Here is an 18,484-nt window from a genome sequence, read left to right as displayed (position 1 = left end):
CGCGACCAAGATCGCGAAATGTCACACGCGTGACAGTTGGCGATCATGAAAAAGCGCCCCGCAGGCCAGGTGCGGCCTGCAGGGCGCTTCTCTCACGCCGGAAGGATCACATCCCCGCTCAGCGCTCAGCGTTTCGGCTGAGTGCTCAGCGCTCGACCTCGCCGCGGATGAACTTCTCGACGTTCTCCTTGGCCTCGTCGTCGAAGTACTGCACCGGCGGGGACTTCATGAAGTAGGAGGAGGCCGACAGGATCGGGCCACCGATGCCGCGGTCCTTGGCGATCTTCGCCGCGCGCACCGCGTCGATGATGACACCGGCCGAGTTCGGGGAGTCCCAGACCTCGAGCTTGTACTCCAGGTTCAGCGGAACGTCACCGAAGGCGCGACCCTCGAGGCGGACGTAGGCCCACTTGCGGTCGTCGAGCCACGCGACGTAGTCGGACGGGCCGATGTGGACGTTCTTGGCGCCCAGCTCACGGTCGCGGATCTGGGAGGTGACGGCCTGCGTCTTGGAGATCTTCTTGGACTCCAGGCGCTCGCGCTCGAGCATGTTCTTGAAGTCCATGTTGCCGCCGACGTTCAGCTGCATGGTGCGCTCGAGGATGACACCGCGGTCCTCGAAGAGCTTCGCCATCACGCGGTGCGTGATGGTGGCGCCCACCTGGGACTTGATGTCGTCACCGACGATCGGGACACCGGCCTCGGTGAACTTGTCCGCCCACTCCTTGGTGCCGGCGATGAAGACCGGGAGGGCGTTGACGAAGGCGACCTTGGCGTCGATGGCGCACTGGGCGTAGAACTTCGCCGCCTTCTCGGAACCGACGGGCAGGTAGCAGACCAGAACGTCGACCTGGCGGTCCTTGAGGATCTGGACGACGTCGACCGGCTCCTCGGAGGACTCCTCGATGGTCTCCAGGTAGTACTTGCCGAGGCCGTCGAGCGTGTGGCCGCGCTGCACCTGGACGCCGGTGGAGGGCACGTCGCAGATCTTGATGGTGTTGTTCTCGGACGCGCCGATCGCGTCCGCGAGGTCGAGGCCGACCTTCTTCGAGTCCACGTCGAACGCGGCGACGAACTCGACGTCACGGACGTGGTAGTCACCGAACTGCACGTGCATGAGGCCCGGCACGCGGCTGTTCGGGTCGGCGTCCTTGTAGTACTCGACACCCTGCACCAGCGAGGCGGCGCAGTTGCCGACACCCACGATGGCTACGCGAACCGAACTCATTCCGGTTGCTCCCTGTTGATCGTGAGAGTCGCGCCGAAGCGCGAAGCTCTCTGTCTTCATTCCCTGCGGTACGTCAAGCGGTACGTCAGTACCTGATGCCGGCAGTCCCCCTGCCGCCCGCATGCGCCTTCGGTCTCCTGGTTCGACGGCGCCGCCAATGTCACGGCGTCGTACAAGACCTCGGTGTGTGGAACACCTCGGTGGAGAGGCGCGGTTTCAGCGCGTCAGCGCTCCGGGCGGTCGGGGGGACCGGGCGGGGCGCTGCCTGCCGATCCGAGGCCGTCCGAAATCAGTGGGTCGCCGCCCGGTGGGGCGGCTCCGGGACCACGGCCGTTGCGGTTGGCACGCTCGGTCTCGATCAGCTCGTTGAGCCAACGGACCTCACGCTCGACCGACTCCAGGCCGTGGCGTTGCAGTTCGAGGGTGTAGGCGTCCAGGCGTTCCCTGGTGCGTGCGAGCGAGGCCCGCATGCGCTCCAGTCGCTCCTCCAGGCGGTTCCGGCGTCCCTCCAGCACGCGCATGCGCACGGCTCTGTCGGTCTGGCCGAAGAAGGCGAAGTGCACGCCGAAGTGCTCGTCCTCCCAGGCGTCCGGGCCGGAGTCGGCCAGCAGCTCCTCGAAGCGCTGCTTGCCCTCGGGCGTCAGCCGGTAGACGATCTTCGACCGCTTGCCGTTGAGCGCGGTGGCCGGGATGTACTCGGTGTCCGGGTTGTCCTCGACCAGGTAGCCCTGGGCCACCAGGCCCTTGAGGCAGGGGTAGAGGGTGCCGTAGGAGAAGGCGCGGAAGGAACCCAGCAACACGTTGAGTCGTTTGCGCAGCTCATAGCCGTGCATGGGCGAATCGTGCAGCAGGCCGAGGACGGCGAACTCCAGGATTCCTGAGCGTCTGCTCATGGACGGGCCCGCCTCCCTTCACTCCGCGTGGTCCGTGTAGCGTGCGGTCCGACACTCGCAAGTATGCCACTGCGATGTATCGAGCCGATACATCGAGACGATATGCCGCGGCCGTGCCTCGGGCAAGAGGCGGCTCGGTGGTGGCGCTCACAGTTGTCAGTTGCGCATAAGCGACCTGTGGTGGCGGTGTGCCCAAAGGCCGGTGTGCACGCGAGTTTGGCCGCCCTTTGATAAGGATCTGCAGCCGTTTTGCCCGAATTGACAGTTGACGCCCGGTTAGGGGCCTTCCCGGGCTGCGTACTCTGTCGCCTATGCAGAAAGCCGCCGGGACCGACGGGAACCAGGGATGCCCCTGTGGCGTCCCCGTCCACGGCGCAGTCTGGTCTCTTCGGCTTGCGCCTTGGGGGATCAGGATCACCGCCTTCAGGCAGTACCGCCTGCAGTCCGAGGAGCAGCTGGAAGCAGCATGAGCGAACATCGGCGCAAACCGCCGCAGAACGGTCGCCGCCCCGACGGTCCCACGTCTGCCGGTCGCGGCTCGGTCGGGTCCAACGCCAGCGGCGGCCTGCCGCCGCGCCGGACCACGGCCCGTCCGCAGCCGGGCGGCGCGCCCGGGCAGACCGCGGCCCAGCCGCGGATGACCCGTGCCGAGATGCGCCGTGCCGCGCAGGGCAAGGGCGGGGGCGGAGGCAGCGCAGGACCGGGTCGCGGCTCCCGCGGCGCCGGCAAGCAGCCGCCGAGCGGGCCGAAGCCCAAGCGGCTCATCGACTATCCGCGCTGGGGCAAGAGCGGCGTCCGCCGCTGGCTGCCCTCGTGGAAGCTGGTGCTCAGCACCTTCCTGGTGATCTTCGGTGGTCTGACCGGCGTGGTCGGCTACGCGTACGCGTCGGTGAGCATTCCCTCCGCGAACGCGGCCAGCCAGCTGCAGGGCAACGTCTACTACTGGGACGACGGCAAGACCGTCATGGCGACCACCGGTTACAACCGGCAGAACGTGTCGCTGGCGGACGTCCCGCAGGACATCCAGCACGACTTCATGGCCGCCGAGGACGAGACGTTCGAGACCAACAGCGGTGTCGACCCGATGTCCATCCTGCGCGCCGTGCGCAACATGGCGACGGGTGGCAGCGTCCAGTCGGGTTCGACGATCACCCAGCAGTACGTCAAGAACGTCTACCTCAACAGCCAGCAGACCGCGTCCCGCAAGCTCAAGGAAATCCTGATCTCGATAAAGATCGGGAACGGCGGCATGTCCAAGGACCAGGTGCTCGAGGGCTACCTCAACACCAACTACTACGGACGCGGCGCCTACGGCATCGAGGCTGCGGCGGAGGCCTACTACGGCGTCCACGCCAACCAGCTGACCCTCAGTGAGGGTGCCTTCATCGCTGCGACGGTCAACCAGCCGTCCACCTTCCAGAACGTGGACACGGACAAGACGGCGCTGTCCATTGCGACCGGACGTTGGCAGTACGTGCTCAGCCGCATGGTCGTCAACAACTGGATGACCCAGGCCGACGAGCAGGAGGCTCTGGCCAAGGGCTTCCCGAGCCCGCAGAAGTGGAAGCACAACCCCGGTCTGACCGGCCAGGTGGGTTACCTGGTCGACCTGGCGACCACCTACGCCGAGTCGCACTCGAGCGGTCAGCTGACCGATGCTCTGCTGGCGCGAGGCGGTTACAAGATCTACACCACCTTCAACAAGGCCGATGTCGACGCGCTCTCGTCTTCCGTGCAGAAGATGGAGTCGCAGCACATTAACCCGAAGGTGCGTACTGCCGACCAGAACGTCCAGGTGGGCGCTGCCTCCGTCAACCCGGCGAACGGTGAGCTCAAGGCGATCTACGGCGGCGTGGGCATGGACAAGGGCTACTATGTCGACAACGCCAACACCCTTGGTGTCCCGGTCGGTTCGACCTTCAAGCCGATCGACCTCGCGGCGGCGATGACGAACGGCGCGGTCCAGACGCCCAACGGAACGGCGAATCCGATCACGCCGGACAGCAAGTACAACGCCGACGACTGCCTGAAGATCCACAGGCAGGACGGCAGCTTTATTCAGGACAACTCCGGTACCTCGGCCTGTCCCGAGCCGGACGGCCTGCTGCACCAGGCCAACGACAGCACAGCCATGCCGGGTTACCAGACGCTCCGGTACGCGATGGAGAACTCCATCAACACGCCGTACGTGCAGCTGGGCGAGGACGTCGGGTACAGCAATGTCGAGAAGATGGCCCTCGGCGTCGGGCTGAACGAGTCCTCGCTGCAGACCGACACCGCCGGTTTCTACATCGGCACGTCAACTCCCAGCGCTATCCGCATGGCCGACGCCTACGCGACCTTCGCCGACCAGGGCATGGAGCACGAGCCGGTCTCGGTCAAGCAGGTGACGTACGAAGGGACTACGGAGAGTTGGCTGCCTGCGGAGACGGCGAAGTACGCCATGTCCCAGCAGGTCGCCAACACCGTCACCAACGTCCTCCAGTCCGTGGTCCAGAAGGGCACCGGTACCAATGCGCAGGCCCTTGGCCGTCCGGCAGCCGGTAAGACGGGTACCACCGACGACTACAAGTCGGCCTGGTTCATCGGCTACACGCCGCAGCTCTCCACCTCGGTGGTGCTCTACAAGGAAGACCCGGTGAAGGGCCAGCTGGAGTCGATGGCCGGCGTCGGTGGCTACCCGAAGGTCTTCGGCGCCGACATGCCGACGCAGGTGTGGACCGACTACATGTCGGCCGCACTGAACACTCTCCCGACCGTGCAGTTCCCGACTCCGCAGCCCTTCACCCAGCTGGGCTCCAACGAGCCGGGTATGCCGGCGCCGTCGCCGACCACGCAGCCCACTCCGACGGCCAGCGCGACCGCGTCGGCAAGCAGCACCGCGTCGACCAACCCGTCGGGCCAGCCGAGCGACACCTCGTCGCCCTCTCCCAGCAACACCGGGTGCTCGATCTCGGACATCTTCTCCGGCAACTGCAACACCAGCAGCCCGAGCGGTGGCCCGTCGACCAACCCGTCTCCGACGGGACGCCATCACGGCGGCGGTAACCCGTCCGGACCGGCGACAGCCGGAACCAACAACGTTCCGGGCGGCTGACGGAGCTGATCCGGCCGGTTCCGGCCGGGACGGCTGAGCCGTCCCCCGGACCCAGCTGAGGCAGGTACGCTGCGGCCCCGACCCCCCTACGGGTCGGGGCCGCAGCGCGTTGTCCACAACCTGAGGAAAGGATCGTGCGGCAGGATGAGCGGTATGACGTCGAGTGACCACCAGGCCGACGAGGCCGACGCCCCCGTCGGGGACGCCGCGTCCGGCTCGCCCGCGCCCGAGGGCCCGTCGCACGCCTCGGAGGTGGCGGACGACGCTGCCGCCCACCGGCGCCCGCAGCCCCGCCTGCCGGTCCCGCCGCCGGAGGACACCGTGGTGGTGCCCGCCGACGAGGACCCGGTCGCGGCGGTGGGCAGCGAGCTGTTCGGTGGGCCGCCGGGACGCCGCGCCCTGCTGGGCGTGGGCTGGTGGTCGGCGGCGCGGATGCTGGCCGTGCTCACCATCGTGATCTTCGCGCTCGGCATGATCCAGAAGGTGCCGTGCTACGACAGCGGCTGGTTCTTCGGCGCCACCGCGCAGTACGACCACGCCTGCTACAGCGACATTCCGCATCTGTTCTCGCTGCGCGGCTTCAACCTGCCCGGCAACATCCCCTACGTCGACAAGATCCCCGGCTCGACCGACCCGAGCATGCAGTACCTGGAGTACCCGGTGCTGACCGGCGTCTTCATGTGGGCCGCTGCGGCACTGACGCCGGGCACGGGCGCGGAGATGTACCGCGAGCAGATGTTCTGGCTGGTCAACGCGGGCATGCTGATGATCTGCGCGGTCGTCGCGGTTGTCGCTGTCTCGCGCACGCACCGCCGGCGTCCTTGGGACGCGCTGCTCTTCGCGTTGGCGCCGGTGCTGGCCCTGGACTCGACGATCAACTGGGACCTGCTCGCCGTGGCGCTGACCGCGGTCGGCATGGCGCTCTGGTCACGCCGCTATCCCGTCTGGGCGGGCGTGCTGCTGGGCCTGGCGACGGCGGCCAAGCTCTACCCGGTGTTCCTGCTCGGCCCGCTGCTGCTGCTCTGCCTGCGGGCGGGCCGGATGCAGGAGTTCTGGCGGGCCTTCGCGGGCGCGGCGGTGGCCTGGCTGGTGGTCGACATCCCGTTCATGGTGGCCAACTTCAGCGGCTGGGCCACCTTCTACACGTTCAGTGAGAGCCGTGGCGTGGACTTCGGCTCGTTTTGGCTGATCCTGTCGCAGAACGGCTGGCTCAACGTCTCGACTGGCACGGTCAACGCGCTGACGGCCGTGCTGCTGGGGCTCTGCTGTCTGGGCATCGCCTGGCTGGCGCTCGGTGCGCAGCGGCGTCCGCGCTTCGCGCAGCTGGCGTTCCTGGTGATCGCGGCGTTCGTGCTGACCAACAAGGTCTACTCGCCGCAGTACGTGCTCTGGCTGGTGCCGCTGGCGGTGCTGGCCCGGCCGAGGTGGCGTGACTTCCTGATCTGGCAGTCCTGCGAGGTGCTCTACTTCCTCGGGATCTGGTACTACCTCGCGTACACCTCCAGCACGGTCCAGAAGGGCCTGCCGATGGACTGGTACCACGCTGCGGTGGCGGTCCACATCATGGGGACGCTCTTCATGTGCGTGATGATCGTCCGCGACATCCTGCTGCCGTCCTGGGACCCGGTGCGGGCGGACGGCAGTGATGACCCGTCAGGCGGCGTGCTGGACGGCGCGGGCGACGTCTTCACGCTGAGCGGCGTCAAGGTGCAGCCCGCCGCTGTGGAGCGGCGCTCGACGAGCCCGGCGGGACCGACCAGCTTCGCGGCGGGGACGGCGGCCGATCCGGGGGCGTAGCTTCTGGCGGCTCCGAGAGACGCGACAACGAAAACGGACCAAGATCACCAAATGTCACGCGTGTGACAGTTGTCGATCTTGGTCCGTTTTCGTCTTCGTTGGTTCAGTGCCGGTCGACGACCCGGTCGAAGAGCGTGGTGGTGTGCCGCAGCGTGGCCTTCAGCTCCTCGCCCACCGCGGGCGGGGCGACCTCGCCCGGGACCCAGAGCAGCGAGACCTGCATGTGCGGGGGCTCGGCGAAGGCGAGCTTGGCGCCGTTCCAGCTGAAGGGCGAGGTGTTGCGGCCCAGGGTGGCCAGGCCCGCGCGGGCCAGGTTCTTGGCGCGCGGGGTGAGGCCGCTCATGTTCTTCGGGGCCTCCAGGCCCACGCCGTGCGCGGTGCCGCCCGCGACCACCAGCAGGTGTCCGTCGCCGGAGACCCGGTGCTGGCGGTAGCCGAAGCGCTCGCCCTTGGCCAGGCGGTGGACGTCCATGACCGTGCCGCGGGAGTCGATCGCCTCGTGGTCGCCCAGCCAGAGCTGGGTGCCGATCCGCGCCCGGAACCGGACCTCCGGGTACCAGCCCTGGAGCTGCTCCATCTCCGAGGCGCTCAGGTGGCTGACGAAGAGGGTTCGCAGCGGCAGCCCGGCGGTGCGCAGCTGGTCCACCCAGCGCGCGGTCTCGGCCAGCGGGTCGACGCCGTCCGGGCGGTCCATCGGCAGGTGCACCGCGAAGCCTTCGAGGCGCACGTCGTCGACTGCCATCCGGAGCTTGGCCAGGTCCTCGGGCGCGACGCCGTGGCGGCGCATGCTGGTCATGCACTCCACGATCACCCGGCCGCCGACCAGGGCGCGGACGCCCTCGACCGTGCCGACCGTGCGGATCACCCGGTGCGGCAGCGGGACCGGGTCCTCGCCGATCCGGTAGGGGGTCAGCACGATGATGTCGCGGCCGAACATGTCCTTGAGCTCGGCCGCCTCGTAGGCGGTGCCGACGGCCAGCATGTCGGCGCCCAGCCGGGCGGCCTCCTCCGCCAGACGCGTGTTGCGGAAGCCGTAGCCGTTGCCCTTGGCGACCGGAACCAGGCCGGGGAAGGCCCCCAGCACCTTGCGCTGGTGGTCACGCCAGCGAGGGGTGTCCACGTAGAGACTGAGCGCCATGGGAGGGGCCTTCCGGGATCGTTGCGAGCGAGCGAGCGTGAGGTGAGCGTGGGCGTCGGCTGCCGCGGGTGCGGGGCGTCAGCGACGCTGCATGTACATGTCGAGCGCCTTGTGCAGCAGCTTGTTGAGCGGGAAGTCCCACTCGCCCAGGTACTCCGCCGCCTGGCCGCCGGTGCCCACCTTGAACCGGATCAGGCCGAACAGGTGGTCCGACTCGTCGAGCGTGTCGCTGATGCCGCGCAGATCGTAGACCGTCGCACCGAGCGCGTACGCGTCGCGCATCATCCGCCACTGGATCGCGTTGTTCGGCTGCACCTCGCGCTTGTGCACGGTGGAGGCGCCGTAGGAGTACCAGACGTGCTGCCCGACCGTGATCATGGTGGTCCCGGCCAGCGCGTCCCCGTCGTGGTACGCCAGGTAGAGGCGCATCCGGTTGGGGTCCTCGGCGGCCAGCGCGGTCCACTGGCGCTGGAAGTAGGACAGCGGGCGCGGGATGAACTGGTCGCGCTCGGCGGTCTCCAGGTAGAGCTGGTGGAAGACCGGCAGGTCGTCGTAGCCGCCCTGGACGATCTCGACCCCGGACTTCTCCGCCTTCTTGATGTTGCGGCGCCAGAGCTGGTTGAAGCCCTTGAGCACGTCGTCCAGGGAGCGGTTGGCCAGCGGCACCTGGAACACGTAGCGCGGCTGGACGTCGCCGAAGCCGGCCCCGCCGTCCTCGCCCTGCTGCCAGCCCATCCGGCGCAGCCGGTCCGCGGTGTCGATCGCGCGCGGCTCGTACCAGTCCGCCTCGACGTCACGCAGCCGCTTGGCCTCGCCCGCGGCGATGGCGTTCTTGATGGTCTCGGCCTGCCAGCGGCGGATGATCACCGGCGGGCCCATCTTCACCGTGAAGGCGCCCTTGCCCTTCAGGTGGTCCAGCATCGGGCGCAGCCAGCCCTCGAGATTCGGGTCGAACCAGTCGATGACGGGGCCCTCGGGCAGGTAGGCGAGGTACCGCTTGACCTTGGGCAGCTGCCGGTAGAGCACCAGGCCCGCGCCGACGATCTGACCGCGGTCGTCGAACCAGCCGATGCTCTCGTTGCGCCACTCCGCCTTGACGTCTGCCCACGAGGGCACCTGCATGTGACTCGCGGAGGGCAGGCTACGGATGAAGGCCAGGTGCTCCTCGCGGCTGATGGTCCTCAGGCGCAGGCTCATGTGGGGGTGCTCCTCGGGCATGGATCGCGTCAAGTGCGCAGCCTACTGCCCAGCCGGAGCACCCCATAGAGCCGACATGGCGCCGACGGGTGGTGCGGGTGGCGTCCCCGCCGTCGGCTCGGGCGGTTTCCGTGACCGGCGGGTAACCGCCGGTCGTCCGCCCTCAGGGAACGAGGCCGCCATGGGCCAGGCCGATACCGAGGCCGACCGCCGCCGCGCCGCCGAAGACCACGATGATGAACCGCTCCGCCGTGGTCGCGGACTTGTACTGCGCGACACCTGCCGTGATCACACCGATCAGACCGGCCCAGGACGCCAGCACGTGCAGGCTCCGGAAGGCGCAGGTGGCGATGGCGATGATGCCCAGGACCGCGGTCACCGCGGTGAGGGTGTTCTCCAGGGGATGCGCTTTGCCGTCGGTGTTCAGCAGCGTTGCCAGGGGGTTCCGATGGGCGAGCTGCTGCTGGCCGGTTGACTGAGCCATGGGACCAGCCTCCTTCGGGAGGTCATGCTCGGGAGCGGTTTGACTACGCACAGTAGTGCGGTCCATACCCGATGTGTACAGATTGCGGCGATACGGGGGTGGATTTCAAGCCCCCGATCGGGTGCCTGTAGGCTGGACCGTCTGCACCGGTGTGGTCGTATCGGGCATTGTCATCCCTGGCACAGTTTTTGTCGCCGTCACGGGACGGCGTTGTCAGTGGCGGCCACTACTGTTGCCGACGTGTATTGAAGACCCTCCTGCCACGGAAAGACCGTGGCCGCATGAGTCCAGAGGAGGTGGGTTCCACAATGCGTCACTACGAAGTCATGGTGATCCTCGACCCTTCGGTCGAAGAGCGCGCTGTCTCCCCGCTGATCGAGTCCTTCGCCAACGTCGTCCGCACCGGCGGCGGCTCGGTGGAGAAGGTCGACACCTGGGGACGCCGTCGCCTGGCGTACGAGATCAAGAAGCAGTCCGAGGGCATCTACTCCGTGCTCGACATCAAGGCTGAGCCTGCTGTCGTCAAGGAGCTGGACCGTCAGCTCAACCTGAGCGAGCAGGTGCTGCGCACCAAGGTCCTGCGCCCGGACACCCACTGAGCATCACTGCTTTCCACGGGCCCGCACCTGCTTTCTGAAGGGCCCCGGAGGCACGTTCCGGTAGCACCGCACCACCCGTAATCCCCCCCCACGACTCTCCGAGAGGTCGAACATGGCAGGCGAGACCGTCATCACCCTTGTCGGCAACCTTGTCGACGACCCCGAGCTGCGGTTCACCCCGTCGGGTGCGGCCGTCGCGAAGTTCCGCATCGCGTCGACCCCCCGCACCTTCGACCGCCAGACCAACGAGTGGAAGGACGGCGAGAGCCTCTTCCTCACGTGCAACGTCTGGCGGCAGCCCGCGGAGAACGTGGCCGAGTCGCTGCAGCGCGGCATGCGCGTCATTGTGCAGGGCCGTCTGCGTCAGCGCTCGTACGAGACCAAGGAAGGCGAGAAGCGGACCGTCTTCGAGGTCGAGGTCGACGAGGTCGGTCCGAGCCTGCGCTCGGCCACCGCGAAGGTCACCCGGGCCCAGCGCTCCGGTGGCGGCGGCGGTGGCGGCTTCGGCGGTCAGCAGGGCGGTAATTACGGCGGCGGCGGTGGCCAGCAGGGCGGCGGCAGCTGGGGCGGAGGCGCCCCGCAGTCCGGCCCGGCCGACGACCCCTGGGCGTCCAGCGCCCCGGCGGGCGGCGGTCAGCAGGGTGGCAGCGGCGGCGGCTGGGGTGCCCCGGCCGGCGGCGGCTTCTCGGACGAGCCTCCTTTCTAAGCAGCGCTCAGTACCGCAGCGCCCCGATGCTCGGGCGCGCTGCACCACGACTTGATCACGAACACTGGAGTACACGATGGCGAAGCCGCCCGTGCGCAAGCCCAAGAAGAAGGTTTGCGTCTTCTGCAAGGACAAGATCACCTACGTCGACTACAAGGACACGAACCTGCTTCGCAAGTTCATCTCCGACCGTGGGAAGATCCGCGCCCGCCGGGTCACCGGCAACTGCACCCAGCACCAGCGCGACGTGGCCACGGCTGTGAAGAACAGCCGCGAGGTCGCTCTGCTGCCCTACACCTCGACCGCTCGCTGAATAGGAGGGTGACCGAATCATGAAGATCATCCTCACCAACGAGGTCTCGGGTCTCGGCAACGCCGGCGACATCGTCGAGGTCAAGGACGGGTACGCCCGCAACTACCTGGTCCCGCGTGGCTTCGCCATCCGCTGGACCAAGGGTGGCCAGAAGGACGTGGACGCGATCCGTCGCGCCCGCAAGATCCACGAGATCCAGACTCTGGAGCAGGCCAACGAGGTCAAGGCCAAGCTGGAGGCGCTCAGCGTCAAGCTGGCCGTCCGTGCGGGCGACGCCGGTCGTCTGTTCGGCTCGGTGACCCCGGGCGACGTCGTCGAGGCCATCAAGGCCGTCGACGGCCCGCTGGTCGACAAGCGCCGCGTCGAGATCGGCTCGCCGATCAAGACCACCGGTGCCCACCAGGTCACCGTCAAGCTGCACCCCGAGGTTGCCGCTGCCATCAGCGTCAACGTCGTCGCCGCCTGACGATTGCTCAATTGAGCTGAAAGGGGCGCGGGGTTTCCACCCCGCGCCCCTTTTGCATGCGCTCCTGCGTCAGCGTCTTCGCACCGACGCTCCTGCACCGGCGCTCTTGTGGTCAGCGCTCTTGCGTCAGCGGCCCCGCGCGTCAGGCGCGGACCGCTCCGGTGACCAGCCAGGCGCCGGTGCGGGCGCGGAGGGCCATGGAGACCATCCGGACCACCATGGCGAAGCCGATCGCGCCCCAGAGGCCGACCAGCCCCCGCGTGCCGAAAGCGAGCGCCACCGGGGCGTACAGGGCCAGCGTCGCCAGCATCGCCCAGGCCAGGTACGGGCCGTCGCCCGCGCCCATCAGGACGCCGTCCAGCACGAACACCACGCCGCAGACCGGCTGCATCACCCCCGCCACCACGAGCACCGGCAGCAACTGCCGCTGCACCCCCGGATCGGAGGTGAACAGCGGCAGGTAGAGCGGCTGAGCGACGATCAGCAGGGCGCCCAGCACCGCGCCGGTGCCGACGCCCCACTGCACCATCCGCCGGGTCGCCGCCCGCGCGCCCGCCACGTCGCCCGCGCCCAGGCAGCGGCCGATCAGGGCCTGCCCGGCGATGGCGATCGCGTCCAGGGCGAAGGCCAGGAAGCTCCACAGCGACATGGCGACCTGGTGCGAGGCGATGGCGGTGTTGCCGAGCCGGGCGGCGACCGCCGTGGCGATCAGCAGGATCGCGCGCAGGCTCAACGTCCGTACCAGCAACGGCACTCCGGCGGTGGCACTGGCGCGTATCCCGGACACGTCCGGGGTCAGGCTGGCGCCGGTGCGGCGGGCGCCGCGCAGGACCACCGTCAGGTAGGCGGCGGCCATGCCCCACTGGGCGACGACCGTGCCGAGCGCCGAGCCCCGGATGCCCAGGCCCGCGCCGTAGACCAGGGTCAGGTTGAGCAGCAGGTTGGCGGAGAAACCGGCCACGGCCACGACCAGCGGGGTGCGGGTGTCCTGCAGGCCGCGCAGCACGCCCGTGGCGGCCAGCACGATCAGCATGGCCGGGATGCCGAAGCTGCTGACCCGCAGGTAGTCGACGGCGTAGGGCGCGGCGCTGGAGGAGGCGCCGAACAGGTCGACGATCGGGCGGGCGAGCGGCACGGCCGCGGCGACCACCACGACGGAGATCAACAGCGCCAGCCAGATGCCGTCGATGCCCTGCTGGACGGCGGCCCGACGGTCACCCGAGCCGATCCGCCGGGCCACGGCCGAGGTGGTGGCGTAGGCGAGGAAGACGAAGACGTTGACCAGCGTGGCCAGCAGTGCCGCGGAGACCCCGAGACCGGCCAGCTGGGCCGTGCCGAGGTGGCCGACGATGGCGGAGTCGGCCATCAGGAAGAGCGGTTCGGCGATGAGTGCGCCGAAGGCCGGGACGGCGAGGGTGAGGATCTCCCGGTCGTGGGGGCGCAGTCGCATGGTCCTACCGTAGTCATCCACAGGTAATAGGTTCAATGTGCTTTTGCTCATTACGGCGAGCAGGGTTCCGCTGCGTGGAGCAGCCACCTGTACACCGTTTGTCATGATCTTCGGGCGTGTTGTGAAGTTTTTCTCCTGCACGGGCGGCGGGGATAATCATCGCAGGTCAGTGCGGGTGGCAACAGATGTCGGCAGCGTTGTCCACAGGTTGTCCCCCGCGTCGTGCACAGGATCCGGGCAGTTGTCCACAGTTGATGCGCCTTCATCCACATGCCCTGTGGATAACCGTCTTGGCCATTGTCAGACCGGTGCCGTTGAATGGAGCGCTACAGCAAGGTTCGGAGGCTCGGCCCACGGTGGGTCGGGCACGGGAGGGCGGCACCGATGAGCGGGGCACCGTACGACGACGGAGGCTTTGACGACGTGCCTCCGCCGCCGGACGACGACTGGTCCCCGTCCCCCTCCGGGACCGCCGCGCAGGGCTCCGGCGGTGCGGGCGACCGGCTGCCGTTCTCGCGCCGACGGGACGACGGGCCAGGCGGTGGCGGCGGCGACCGCGACCGTGACGGGCGGGGCGGCCGTGACAGCGGCTCGTCCTTCGGTTCCGGTGCTGGTTCCGGCTCGGGCTCCGGCAGGAGCGCGGACGAGGCCGCCTACGAGCGCGTCCCGCCGCAGGACATCGCCGCCGAGCAGTCCGTTCTGGGCGGCATGCTGCTCTCCAAGGACGCCATCGCCGACGTGGTCGAGGTCCTCAAGCCCGGCGACTACTACCGCCCCGCCCACGAGCTGATCCACGGCGCCATCCTCGACCTCTACGCCCGCGGCGAGCCGGCCGACCCGATCACGGTCGCCAGCGAGCTGGTCAAGCGCGGCGAGATCACCCGCGTCGGCGGCCCGTCCTACCTGCACACCCTGGTCAACTCCGTCCCGACGGCCGCCAACGCCGAGTACTACGCCGAGATCGTCCACGAGCGCGCGGTCCTCCGCCGCCTGGTCGAGGCCGGCACCCGCATCGCCGGCATGGGCTACGCGGCGGAGGGCGACGTCGACGAGATCGTCAACCGCGCCCAGTCGGAGATCTACGCGGTCACCGAGCAGCGCACGAACGAGGACTACGCCCCCCTCGGCGACATCATGGAGGGCGCCCTCGACGAGATCGAGTCCATCGGCTCCCGCAGCGGCCAGATGTCGGGCGTCCCGACCGGCTTCGCCGACCTCGACTCGCTGACCAATGGACTCCACCCGGGCCAGATGATCGTGGTCGCGGCGAGGCCCGCCATGGGTAAATGTTTGGCGGGTGCATGTCAAGTAGTCAACTCCCTGACGGGCGAGCGGATCAGCATCGCCGAGTTCGTTGCACGGGGGCGGGCGGGCGAGCGACTCGAGATCCACACTCTTGGTGAGAACGGGCGCTTCCAGACGGTCACGCCGTCCGACTACATCCCCAACGGCATCAGGCCGGTGTTCCGGCTCCGCACCCAGCTCGGCCGAGAGACGACGGCCACCGGCAACCATCCGTTCCGAACCTTCCGAGGGTGGGTTCCGCTGGAGGAACTGCGTGTTGGCGACCGGATCGCCGTTCCTCGCACCCTTCCGGGAGAGCCTTCCCTCGAATTGCCCAGTGCATTGATCGCCCTGACGGGTTATCTGTTGGGTGACGGTTCGCTCTGTCGGGCCACACCGGAGCTGACGGCCTGTTCCGAGACCATTCGACAGGACGCCTCCGCGTGGGCACGAGAGCTGTTGGTCCGGCCCGTTCTGTCCGTCGACCGGCCTTGTAGTGATGCCGACTGCCCCCGCAGCGGGGTGAAGGACCACGTTCATCCGTGCCGGGTGAATTTCACCTCCGCGGTACCGGGCGCCAACCAGCTGACCTTGCGGCTGAAGGCATGGGGGCTGATGGGGACGAACAGCCACACCAAGTTCATCCCCGGCGACATCTTTCGCCTCCCCGAGGCGCAGATCGCGCTCTTCCTCTCGCGTCTCTACGCGACCGACGGCTGGGCGTCGGTCTCCGAGCCAGGCAACCAGCCCCAGATCGGGTACTGCTCGGTCAGCGAGCGGCTCGCTCGCGATGTCGCGCACCTGTTGCTGCGGCTCGGGATCGTGGCGAAGGTCGTCGAGCGGACCGTGGCGTACCAGGGCGAGCGGCGGCCCGCGTTCCAGGTGCTGATCCATGACATCGACCAGATCCGCACGTTCGCCGCGCGGGTCGGGATCTTCTCCAAGGAGCGGCAGGTCGAGGAGGTGCTGGCGGCCTGTGGCGAGCGGGTCGGTCAGCCGAACCTCGACCTGATCCCCGGAGAGGTCTGGGAGCTGATCAAGGCCGAGAAGGGCGACCGCAGTTGGGCCGAGATCAGCGCCAGGACGGGACGCCCGCGCAACCACAACTGGCATGTCGGCCAGCAGCTCAGCCGTCACCGGTTGCTGGAGCTGGCAAAGGCGTTGGAGTCGCAGACGCTCGCCGACATCGCCACGTCCGACGTGCAGTGGGACCGGATCGAGTCGGTGACCCCGGCGGGTGAGGCAGAGGTCTTCGACCTCACGGTGGACGGCACGCACAACTTCGTCGCGGACGACATCGTCGTCCACAACTCCACGCTGGCGCTGGACTTCGCGCGTTCCGCCTCGATCAAGCACAAGATCCCGAGCGTCTTCTTCTCCCTGGAGATGGGGCGCAACGAGATCGCCATGCGTCTGCTCTCCGCGGAGGCGAGGGTCGCGCTGCACCACATGCGTACGGGCGCCATGACGGACGAGGACTGGACGCGTCTGGCGCGCCGGATGCAGGACCTGAACGACTCGCCGCTCTACATCGACGATTCGCCGAACCTGTCGATGATGGAGATCCGGGCCAAGTGCCGTCGCCTCAAGCAGCGCAACGACCTGCGGTTGGTGGTCATCGACTACCTCCAGCTGATGCAGAACGGCGGCTCGCGGCGGGCCGAGAGCCGGCAGCAGGAGGTCTCGGAGATGTCCCGAAACCTCAAGCTGCTGGCCAAGGAGCTGGAGCTGCCGGTCATCGCGCTGTCGCAGCTGAACCGTGGTCCCGAGCAGCGCACCGACAAGCGGCCGATGGTCTCCGACCTGCGTGAGTCGGGCTGTGTTCCCGCGTCCACGCGGCTGCTGCGGGCCGACACCGGGGCCGAGGTGACCATCGGGGAGCTGCTGGCCACCGGTGCCCGGGACATCCCGGTGTGGTCGGTGGACGAGCGGCTGTGCCTGGTGCCGAGGACCTTGACGCACGCGTTCCCGAGCGGCACCAAGGAGGTCTTCCGGGTGCGGCTCGCCTCGGGCCGGGTGGTGGAGGCGACGGCCAACCACCCGTTCCTCACGTATGACGGGTGGAAGCCACTGGGTGAGCTGGCCGTGGACACCCGTGTGGCGACGCCCCGCAAGATGCCCGCTCCGTCATCGGTCGTGGCGTGGGCCGACGCCGAGGTGGTCATGCTGGCGCACCTGCTGGGTGACGGGTGCGTAGCGCCCAGGCAGCCGATCCACTACACCAGCGCGGATCCGGCCAACCTGGCCGCCGTGGAGCAGGCTGCCGCGCACTTCGGCATCACCCCGCGCCGCGTTGCGCAGGGCACCTGGTCGCATGTCTACCTGCCGTCCCCGCACCACCTGACGCACGGTCGCCGCAATCCGATCGCGGCGTGGCTGGACCGGTTCGGTCTGTACGGCAAGCGTGCGCACGAGAAGTTCCTTCCGGCGGAGGTGTTCGGGCTTCCCGACGAGCAGATCCGTCTGTTCCTGCGCCACCTGTGGGCGACGGACGGGTCGGTCACGGTCTCCAACTCCGGCGCGGTGCGTGTCTACTACACGACCACGTCGGAGCGTTTGGCGCGGGATCTGCAGCAGTTGCTGCTCCGCGTCGATGTGCAGGCCCGACTCAGGGCGGTCGGCAACACCAAGGGTCGGCCAGGGTGGACGGTCGACGTCTCCGGCGTGACGGACCAGCGCCTCTTCCTTCACGACGTCGGGGTGCACGGCGCGCGCGGCGAGCGCGTCGGGGCTGCCCTGTACCGGCTTGCCGCAGTGGCCGCCAACACCAATCTGGACACCATTCCGGTCCAGGTCTGGGACCGTGTGCGTGAGGCCATGGTGGAACGATCTGTCACCACGCGCGCCTTCCAGCAGCAGTTGGGCACGGCGTACTGCGGCAGTTCGCTGTACAAGTCAGCGCCGAGCAGGCAGCGTCTTGCCCGGGTGGCGAGCATCCTGCAGGACGCCGAGCTGGACCTGCTGGCCACCAGCGATGTGGCCTGGGACCGGATCGTCGAGATCGAGTCGCTGGGTGAACAGCCCGTCTTCGATGCGACGGTGCTCGGGACGCACAACTTCATCGCGGACGGGGTCATCCTGCACAACAGCATTGAGCAGGACGCGGACATGGTCATCCTGCTGCACCGCGAGGACGCGTACGAGAAGGAGTCCCCACGTGCGGGTGAGGCGGACCTGATCGTGGCCAAGCACCGTAACGGTCCGACGGCCACGATCACGGTGGCGTTCCAGGGGCACTACTCGCGGTTTGTGGACATGGCGCAGAGCTGAGTGCCGCGCGCGGACCTGTGTGGTTCGCGCCTGGGCAAGTTCGGTGCGCAAGGGGAAATGCGCTGCTCGTGGACGTGGCTGCGCGATAGCGTCGCAGGATGACGACGAACGAGACCGTGGTGCCGATCCGGCAGCGGCTGCGGGATGCTCTGACGGTGGCGCTCAAGGGGCGGGACCGGGTGGCCGCGTCTGTGCTGCGGGCGACGTTGGGGGCGATCGAGAACGCGGAGGCGGTCGAGCGGCCCGAGCCCGGGCGGGCGGAGGGTGAGCGGCCCGGGTCGTTGGCGATCGAGGCGACCCCGCTCGGGGTTGGCGCTGCGGAGGTCGACAGGCGGGTGCTGACGGAGGCGGACGTGCGTGCGATCGTGCGGGCCGAGGTCGCCGAGCGGGAGGCCGCTGTCGAGGCATGTGAGCGGGCCGGGCGCGGTGAGCAGGCCGAGCGGTTGCGGGCCGAGCTCAATGTGCTGGTGGCGTTCGGCGATTGAGGGATCAAGATCGTCAAGTGTCACGCGTGTGACAGTTGGTGATCTTGGTCCGCGGTCGCGGCAATTCGTTTCCGGTG

Annotated in this window: 14 protein-coding genes; 8 read left to right on the top strand and 6 right to left on the bottom strand. The window is 68.5% G+C overall.

Features of this window, described 5'->3' with window-relative positions:
* Positions 1–145: 145 nt before the first annotated feature.
* Together I2501_RS08850 and I2501_RS08845 are read right to left on the bottom strand one after the other, a co-directional pair.
* Positions 146–1,228 carry an inositol-3-phosphate synthase gene (locus I2501_RS08850; protein ID WP_196193309.1) on the bottom strand — a complete coding sequence of 361 codons (1,083 nt, stop codon included), beginning with the start codon at positions 1,226–1,228 and terminating at the stop codon, positions 146–148.
* 224 nt (positions 1,229–1,452) lie between these two features.
* Positions 1,453–2,121 carry a PadR family transcriptional regulator gene (locus I2501_RS08845; RefSeq protein WP_196193308.1) on the bottom strand — a complete coding sequence of 223 codons (669 nt, stop codon included), beginning with the start codon at positions 2,119–2,121 and terminating at the stop codon, positions 1,453–1,455.
* A gap of 466 nt (positions 2,122–2,587) precedes the next feature.
* On the opposite strand from I2501_RS08845, the gene I2501_RS08840 reads away from it, so the two are divergent.
* Both I2501_RS08840 and I2501_RS08835 read left to right on the top strand, forming a co-directional pair.
* The gene (locus tag I2501_RS08840) at positions 2,588–5,218 is read left to right on the top strand and encodes a transglycosylase domain-containing protein (RefSeq protein WP_196193307.1); all 2,631 of its coding nucleotides are present in this window, start codon (positions 2,588–2,590) and stop codon (positions 5,216–5,218) included.
* Between the two features lie 153 nt (positions 5,219–5,371).
* The gene (locus I2501_RS08835; RefSeq protein WP_196193306.1) at positions 5,372–7,015 is read left to right on the top strand and encodes a glycosyltransferase family 87 protein; all 1,644 of its coding nucleotides are present in this window, start codon (positions 5,372–5,374) and stop codon (positions 7,013–7,015) included.
* Positions 7,016–7,118: 103 nt separating this feature from the next.
* Here the strand turns inward: I2501_RS08835 and I2501_RS08830 are convergent, their stop codons facing one another.
* The 3 genes from I2501_RS08830 to I2501_RS08820 form a co-directional block, all read right to left on the bottom strand.
* On the bottom strand, positions 7,119–8,153 hold the full coding sequence (locus tag I2501_RS08830; protein ID WP_196193305.1) for an alanine racemase: 1,035 nt from the start codon (positions 8,151–8,153) through the stop codon (positions 7,119–7,121).
* 78 nt (positions 8,154–8,231) lie between these two features.
* Positions 8,232–9,350: a lipid II:glycine glycyltransferase FemX gene (locus tag I2501_RS08825; RefSeq protein WP_196193304.1), complete on the bottom strand. Its 1,119-nt coding sequence runs from the start codon at positions 9,348–9,350 to the stop codon at positions 8,232–8,234.
* A 163-nt stretch (positions 9,351–9,513) separates the two neighbouring features.
* Complete coding sequence (locus tag I2501_RS08820; protein ID WP_196193303.1) at positions 9,514–9,834, bottom strand: hypothetical protein; 321 nt, start codon at positions 9,832–9,834, stop codon at positions 9,514–9,516.
* Between the two features lie 308 nt (positions 9,835–10,142).
* Between I2501_RS08820 and rpsF the strand changes: the two genes are divergently transcribed.
* The 4 genes from rpsF to rplI all read left to right on the top strand — a co-directional run bounded on the left by rpsF (position 10,143) and on the right by rplI (position 11,918).
* Positions 10,143–10,433, top strand: coding sequence for a 30S ribosomal protein S6 (gene rpsF, locus I2501_RS08815; protein ID WP_196193302.1), 291 nt, complete (start codon positions 10,143–10,145; stop codon positions 10,431–10,433).
* A 112-nt stretch (positions 10,434–10,545) separates the two neighbouring features.
* Positions 10,546–11,139 carry a single-stranded DNA-binding protein gene (locus I2501_RS08810; RefSeq protein ID WP_196193301.1) on the top strand — a complete coding sequence of 198 codons (594 nt, stop codon included), beginning with the start codon at positions 10,546–10,548 and terminating at the stop codon, positions 11,137–11,139.
* 76 nt (positions 11,140–11,215) lie between these two features.
* Entirely contained in the window at positions 11,216–11,452 is a 237-nt protein-coding gene (rpsR, locus tag I2501_RS08805) for a 30S ribosomal protein S18 (protein ID WP_030254746.1), read from the top strand.
* Between the two features lie 19 nt (positions 11,453–11,471).
* Entirely contained in the window at positions 11,472–11,918 is a 447-nt protein-coding gene (gene rplI, locus I2501_RS08800) for a 50S ribosomal protein L9 (protein ID WP_196193300.1), read from the top strand.
* Between the two features lie 142 nt (positions 11,919–12,060).
* Here rplI and I2501_RS08795 read toward each other — a convergent pair whose 3' ends face one another.
* Positions 12,061–13,368, bottom strand: coding sequence for an MATE family efflux transporter (locus I2501_RS08795; RefSeq protein WP_196193299.1), 1,308 nt, complete (start codon positions 13,366–13,368; stop codon positions 12,061–12,063).
* A gap of 318 nt (positions 13,369–13,686) precedes the next feature.
* Between I2501_RS08795 and I2501_RS08785 the strand changes: the two genes are divergently transcribed.
* Together I2501_RS08785 and I2501_RS08780 are read left to right on the top strand one after the other, a co-directional pair.
* Positions 13,687–17,922 (top strand): replicative DNA helicase, encoded by a 4,236-nt coding sequence (locus I2501_RS08785; RefSeq protein WP_328806276.1) that lies wholly within the window; start codon positions 13,687–13,689, stop codon positions 17,920–17,922.
* Between the two features lie 98 nt (positions 17,923–18,020).
* Positions 18,021–18,407 (top strand): GatB/YqeY domain-containing protein, encoded by a 387-nt coding sequence (locus tag I2501_RS08780; protein WP_196193298.1) that lies wholly within the window; start codon positions 18,021–18,023, stop codon positions 18,405–18,407.
* Positions 18,408–18,484 lie beyond the last annotated feature (77 nt).

It is taken from the genome of Streptacidiphilus fuscans (assembly GCF_015690355.1).
In the GTDB taxonomy this organism is placed as follows: Bacteria; Actinomycetota; Actinomycetes; order Streptomycetales; family Streptomycetaceae; genus Streptacidiphilus; species Streptacidiphilus fuscans.
The sequence above is the reverse complement of the archived record's forward strand: the minus strand, read 5'-3'. Positions and strand labels throughout refer to the sequence as shown.

Bases quoted from the DNA above. Each gene is read 5' to 3' on its own strand.
- I2501_RS08850 (WP_196193309.1), bottom strand. From the start codon at position 1,228: ATGAGTTCGGTTCGCGTAGCCATCGTGGGTGTCGGCAACTGCGCCGCC.
- I2501_RS08845 (WP_196193308.1), bottom strand. From the start codon at position 2,121: ATGAGCAGACGCTCAGGAATCCTGGAGTTCGCCGTCCTCGGCCTGCTG.
- I2501_RS08840 (WP_196193307.1), top strand. From the start codon at position 2,588: ATGAGCGAACATCGGCGCAAACCGCCGCAGAACGGTCGCCGCCCCGAC.
- I2501_RS08835 (WP_196193306.1), top strand. From the start codon at position 5,372: ATGACGTCGAGTGACCACCAGGCCGACGAGGCCGACGCCCCCGTCGGG.
- I2501_RS08830 (WP_196193305.1), bottom strand. From the start codon at position 8,153: ATGGCGCTCAGTCTCTACGTGGACACCCCTCGCTGGCGTGACCACCAG.
- I2501_RS08825 (WP_196193304.1), bottom strand. From the start codon at position 9,350: ATGAGCCTGCGCCTGAGGACCATCAGCCGCGAGGAGCACCTGGCCTTC.
- I2501_RS08820 (WP_196193303.1), bottom strand. From the start codon at position 9,834: ATGGCTCAGTCAACCGGCCAGCAGCAGCTCGCCCATCGGAACCCCCTG.
- rpsF (WP_196193302.1), top strand. From the start codon at position 10,143: ATGCGTCACTACGAAGTCATGGTGATCCTCGACCCTTCGGTCGAAGAG.
- I2501_RS08810 (WP_196193301.1), top strand. From the start codon at position 10,546: ATGGCAGGCGAGACCGTCATCACCCTTGTCGGCAACCTTGTCGACGAC.
- rpsR (WP_030254746.1), top strand. From the start codon at position 11,216: ATGGCGAAGCCGCCCGTGCGCAAGCCCAAGAAGAAGGTTTGCGTCTTC.
- rplI (WP_196193300.1), top strand. From the start codon at position 11,472: ATGAAGATCATCCTCACCAACGAGGTCTCGGGTCTCGGCAACGCCGGC.
- I2501_RS08795 (WP_196193299.1), bottom strand. From the start codon at position 13,368: ATGCGACTGCGCCCCCACGACCGGGAGATCCTCACCCTCGCCGTCCCG.
- I2501_RS08785 (WP_328806276.1), top strand. From the start codon at position 13,687: ATGGAGCGCTACAGCAAGGTTCGGAGGCTCGGCCCACGGTGGGTCGGG.
- I2501_RS08780 (WP_196193298.1), top strand. From the start codon at position 18,021: ATGACGACGAACGAGACCGTGGTGCCGATCCGGCAGCGGCTGCGGGAT.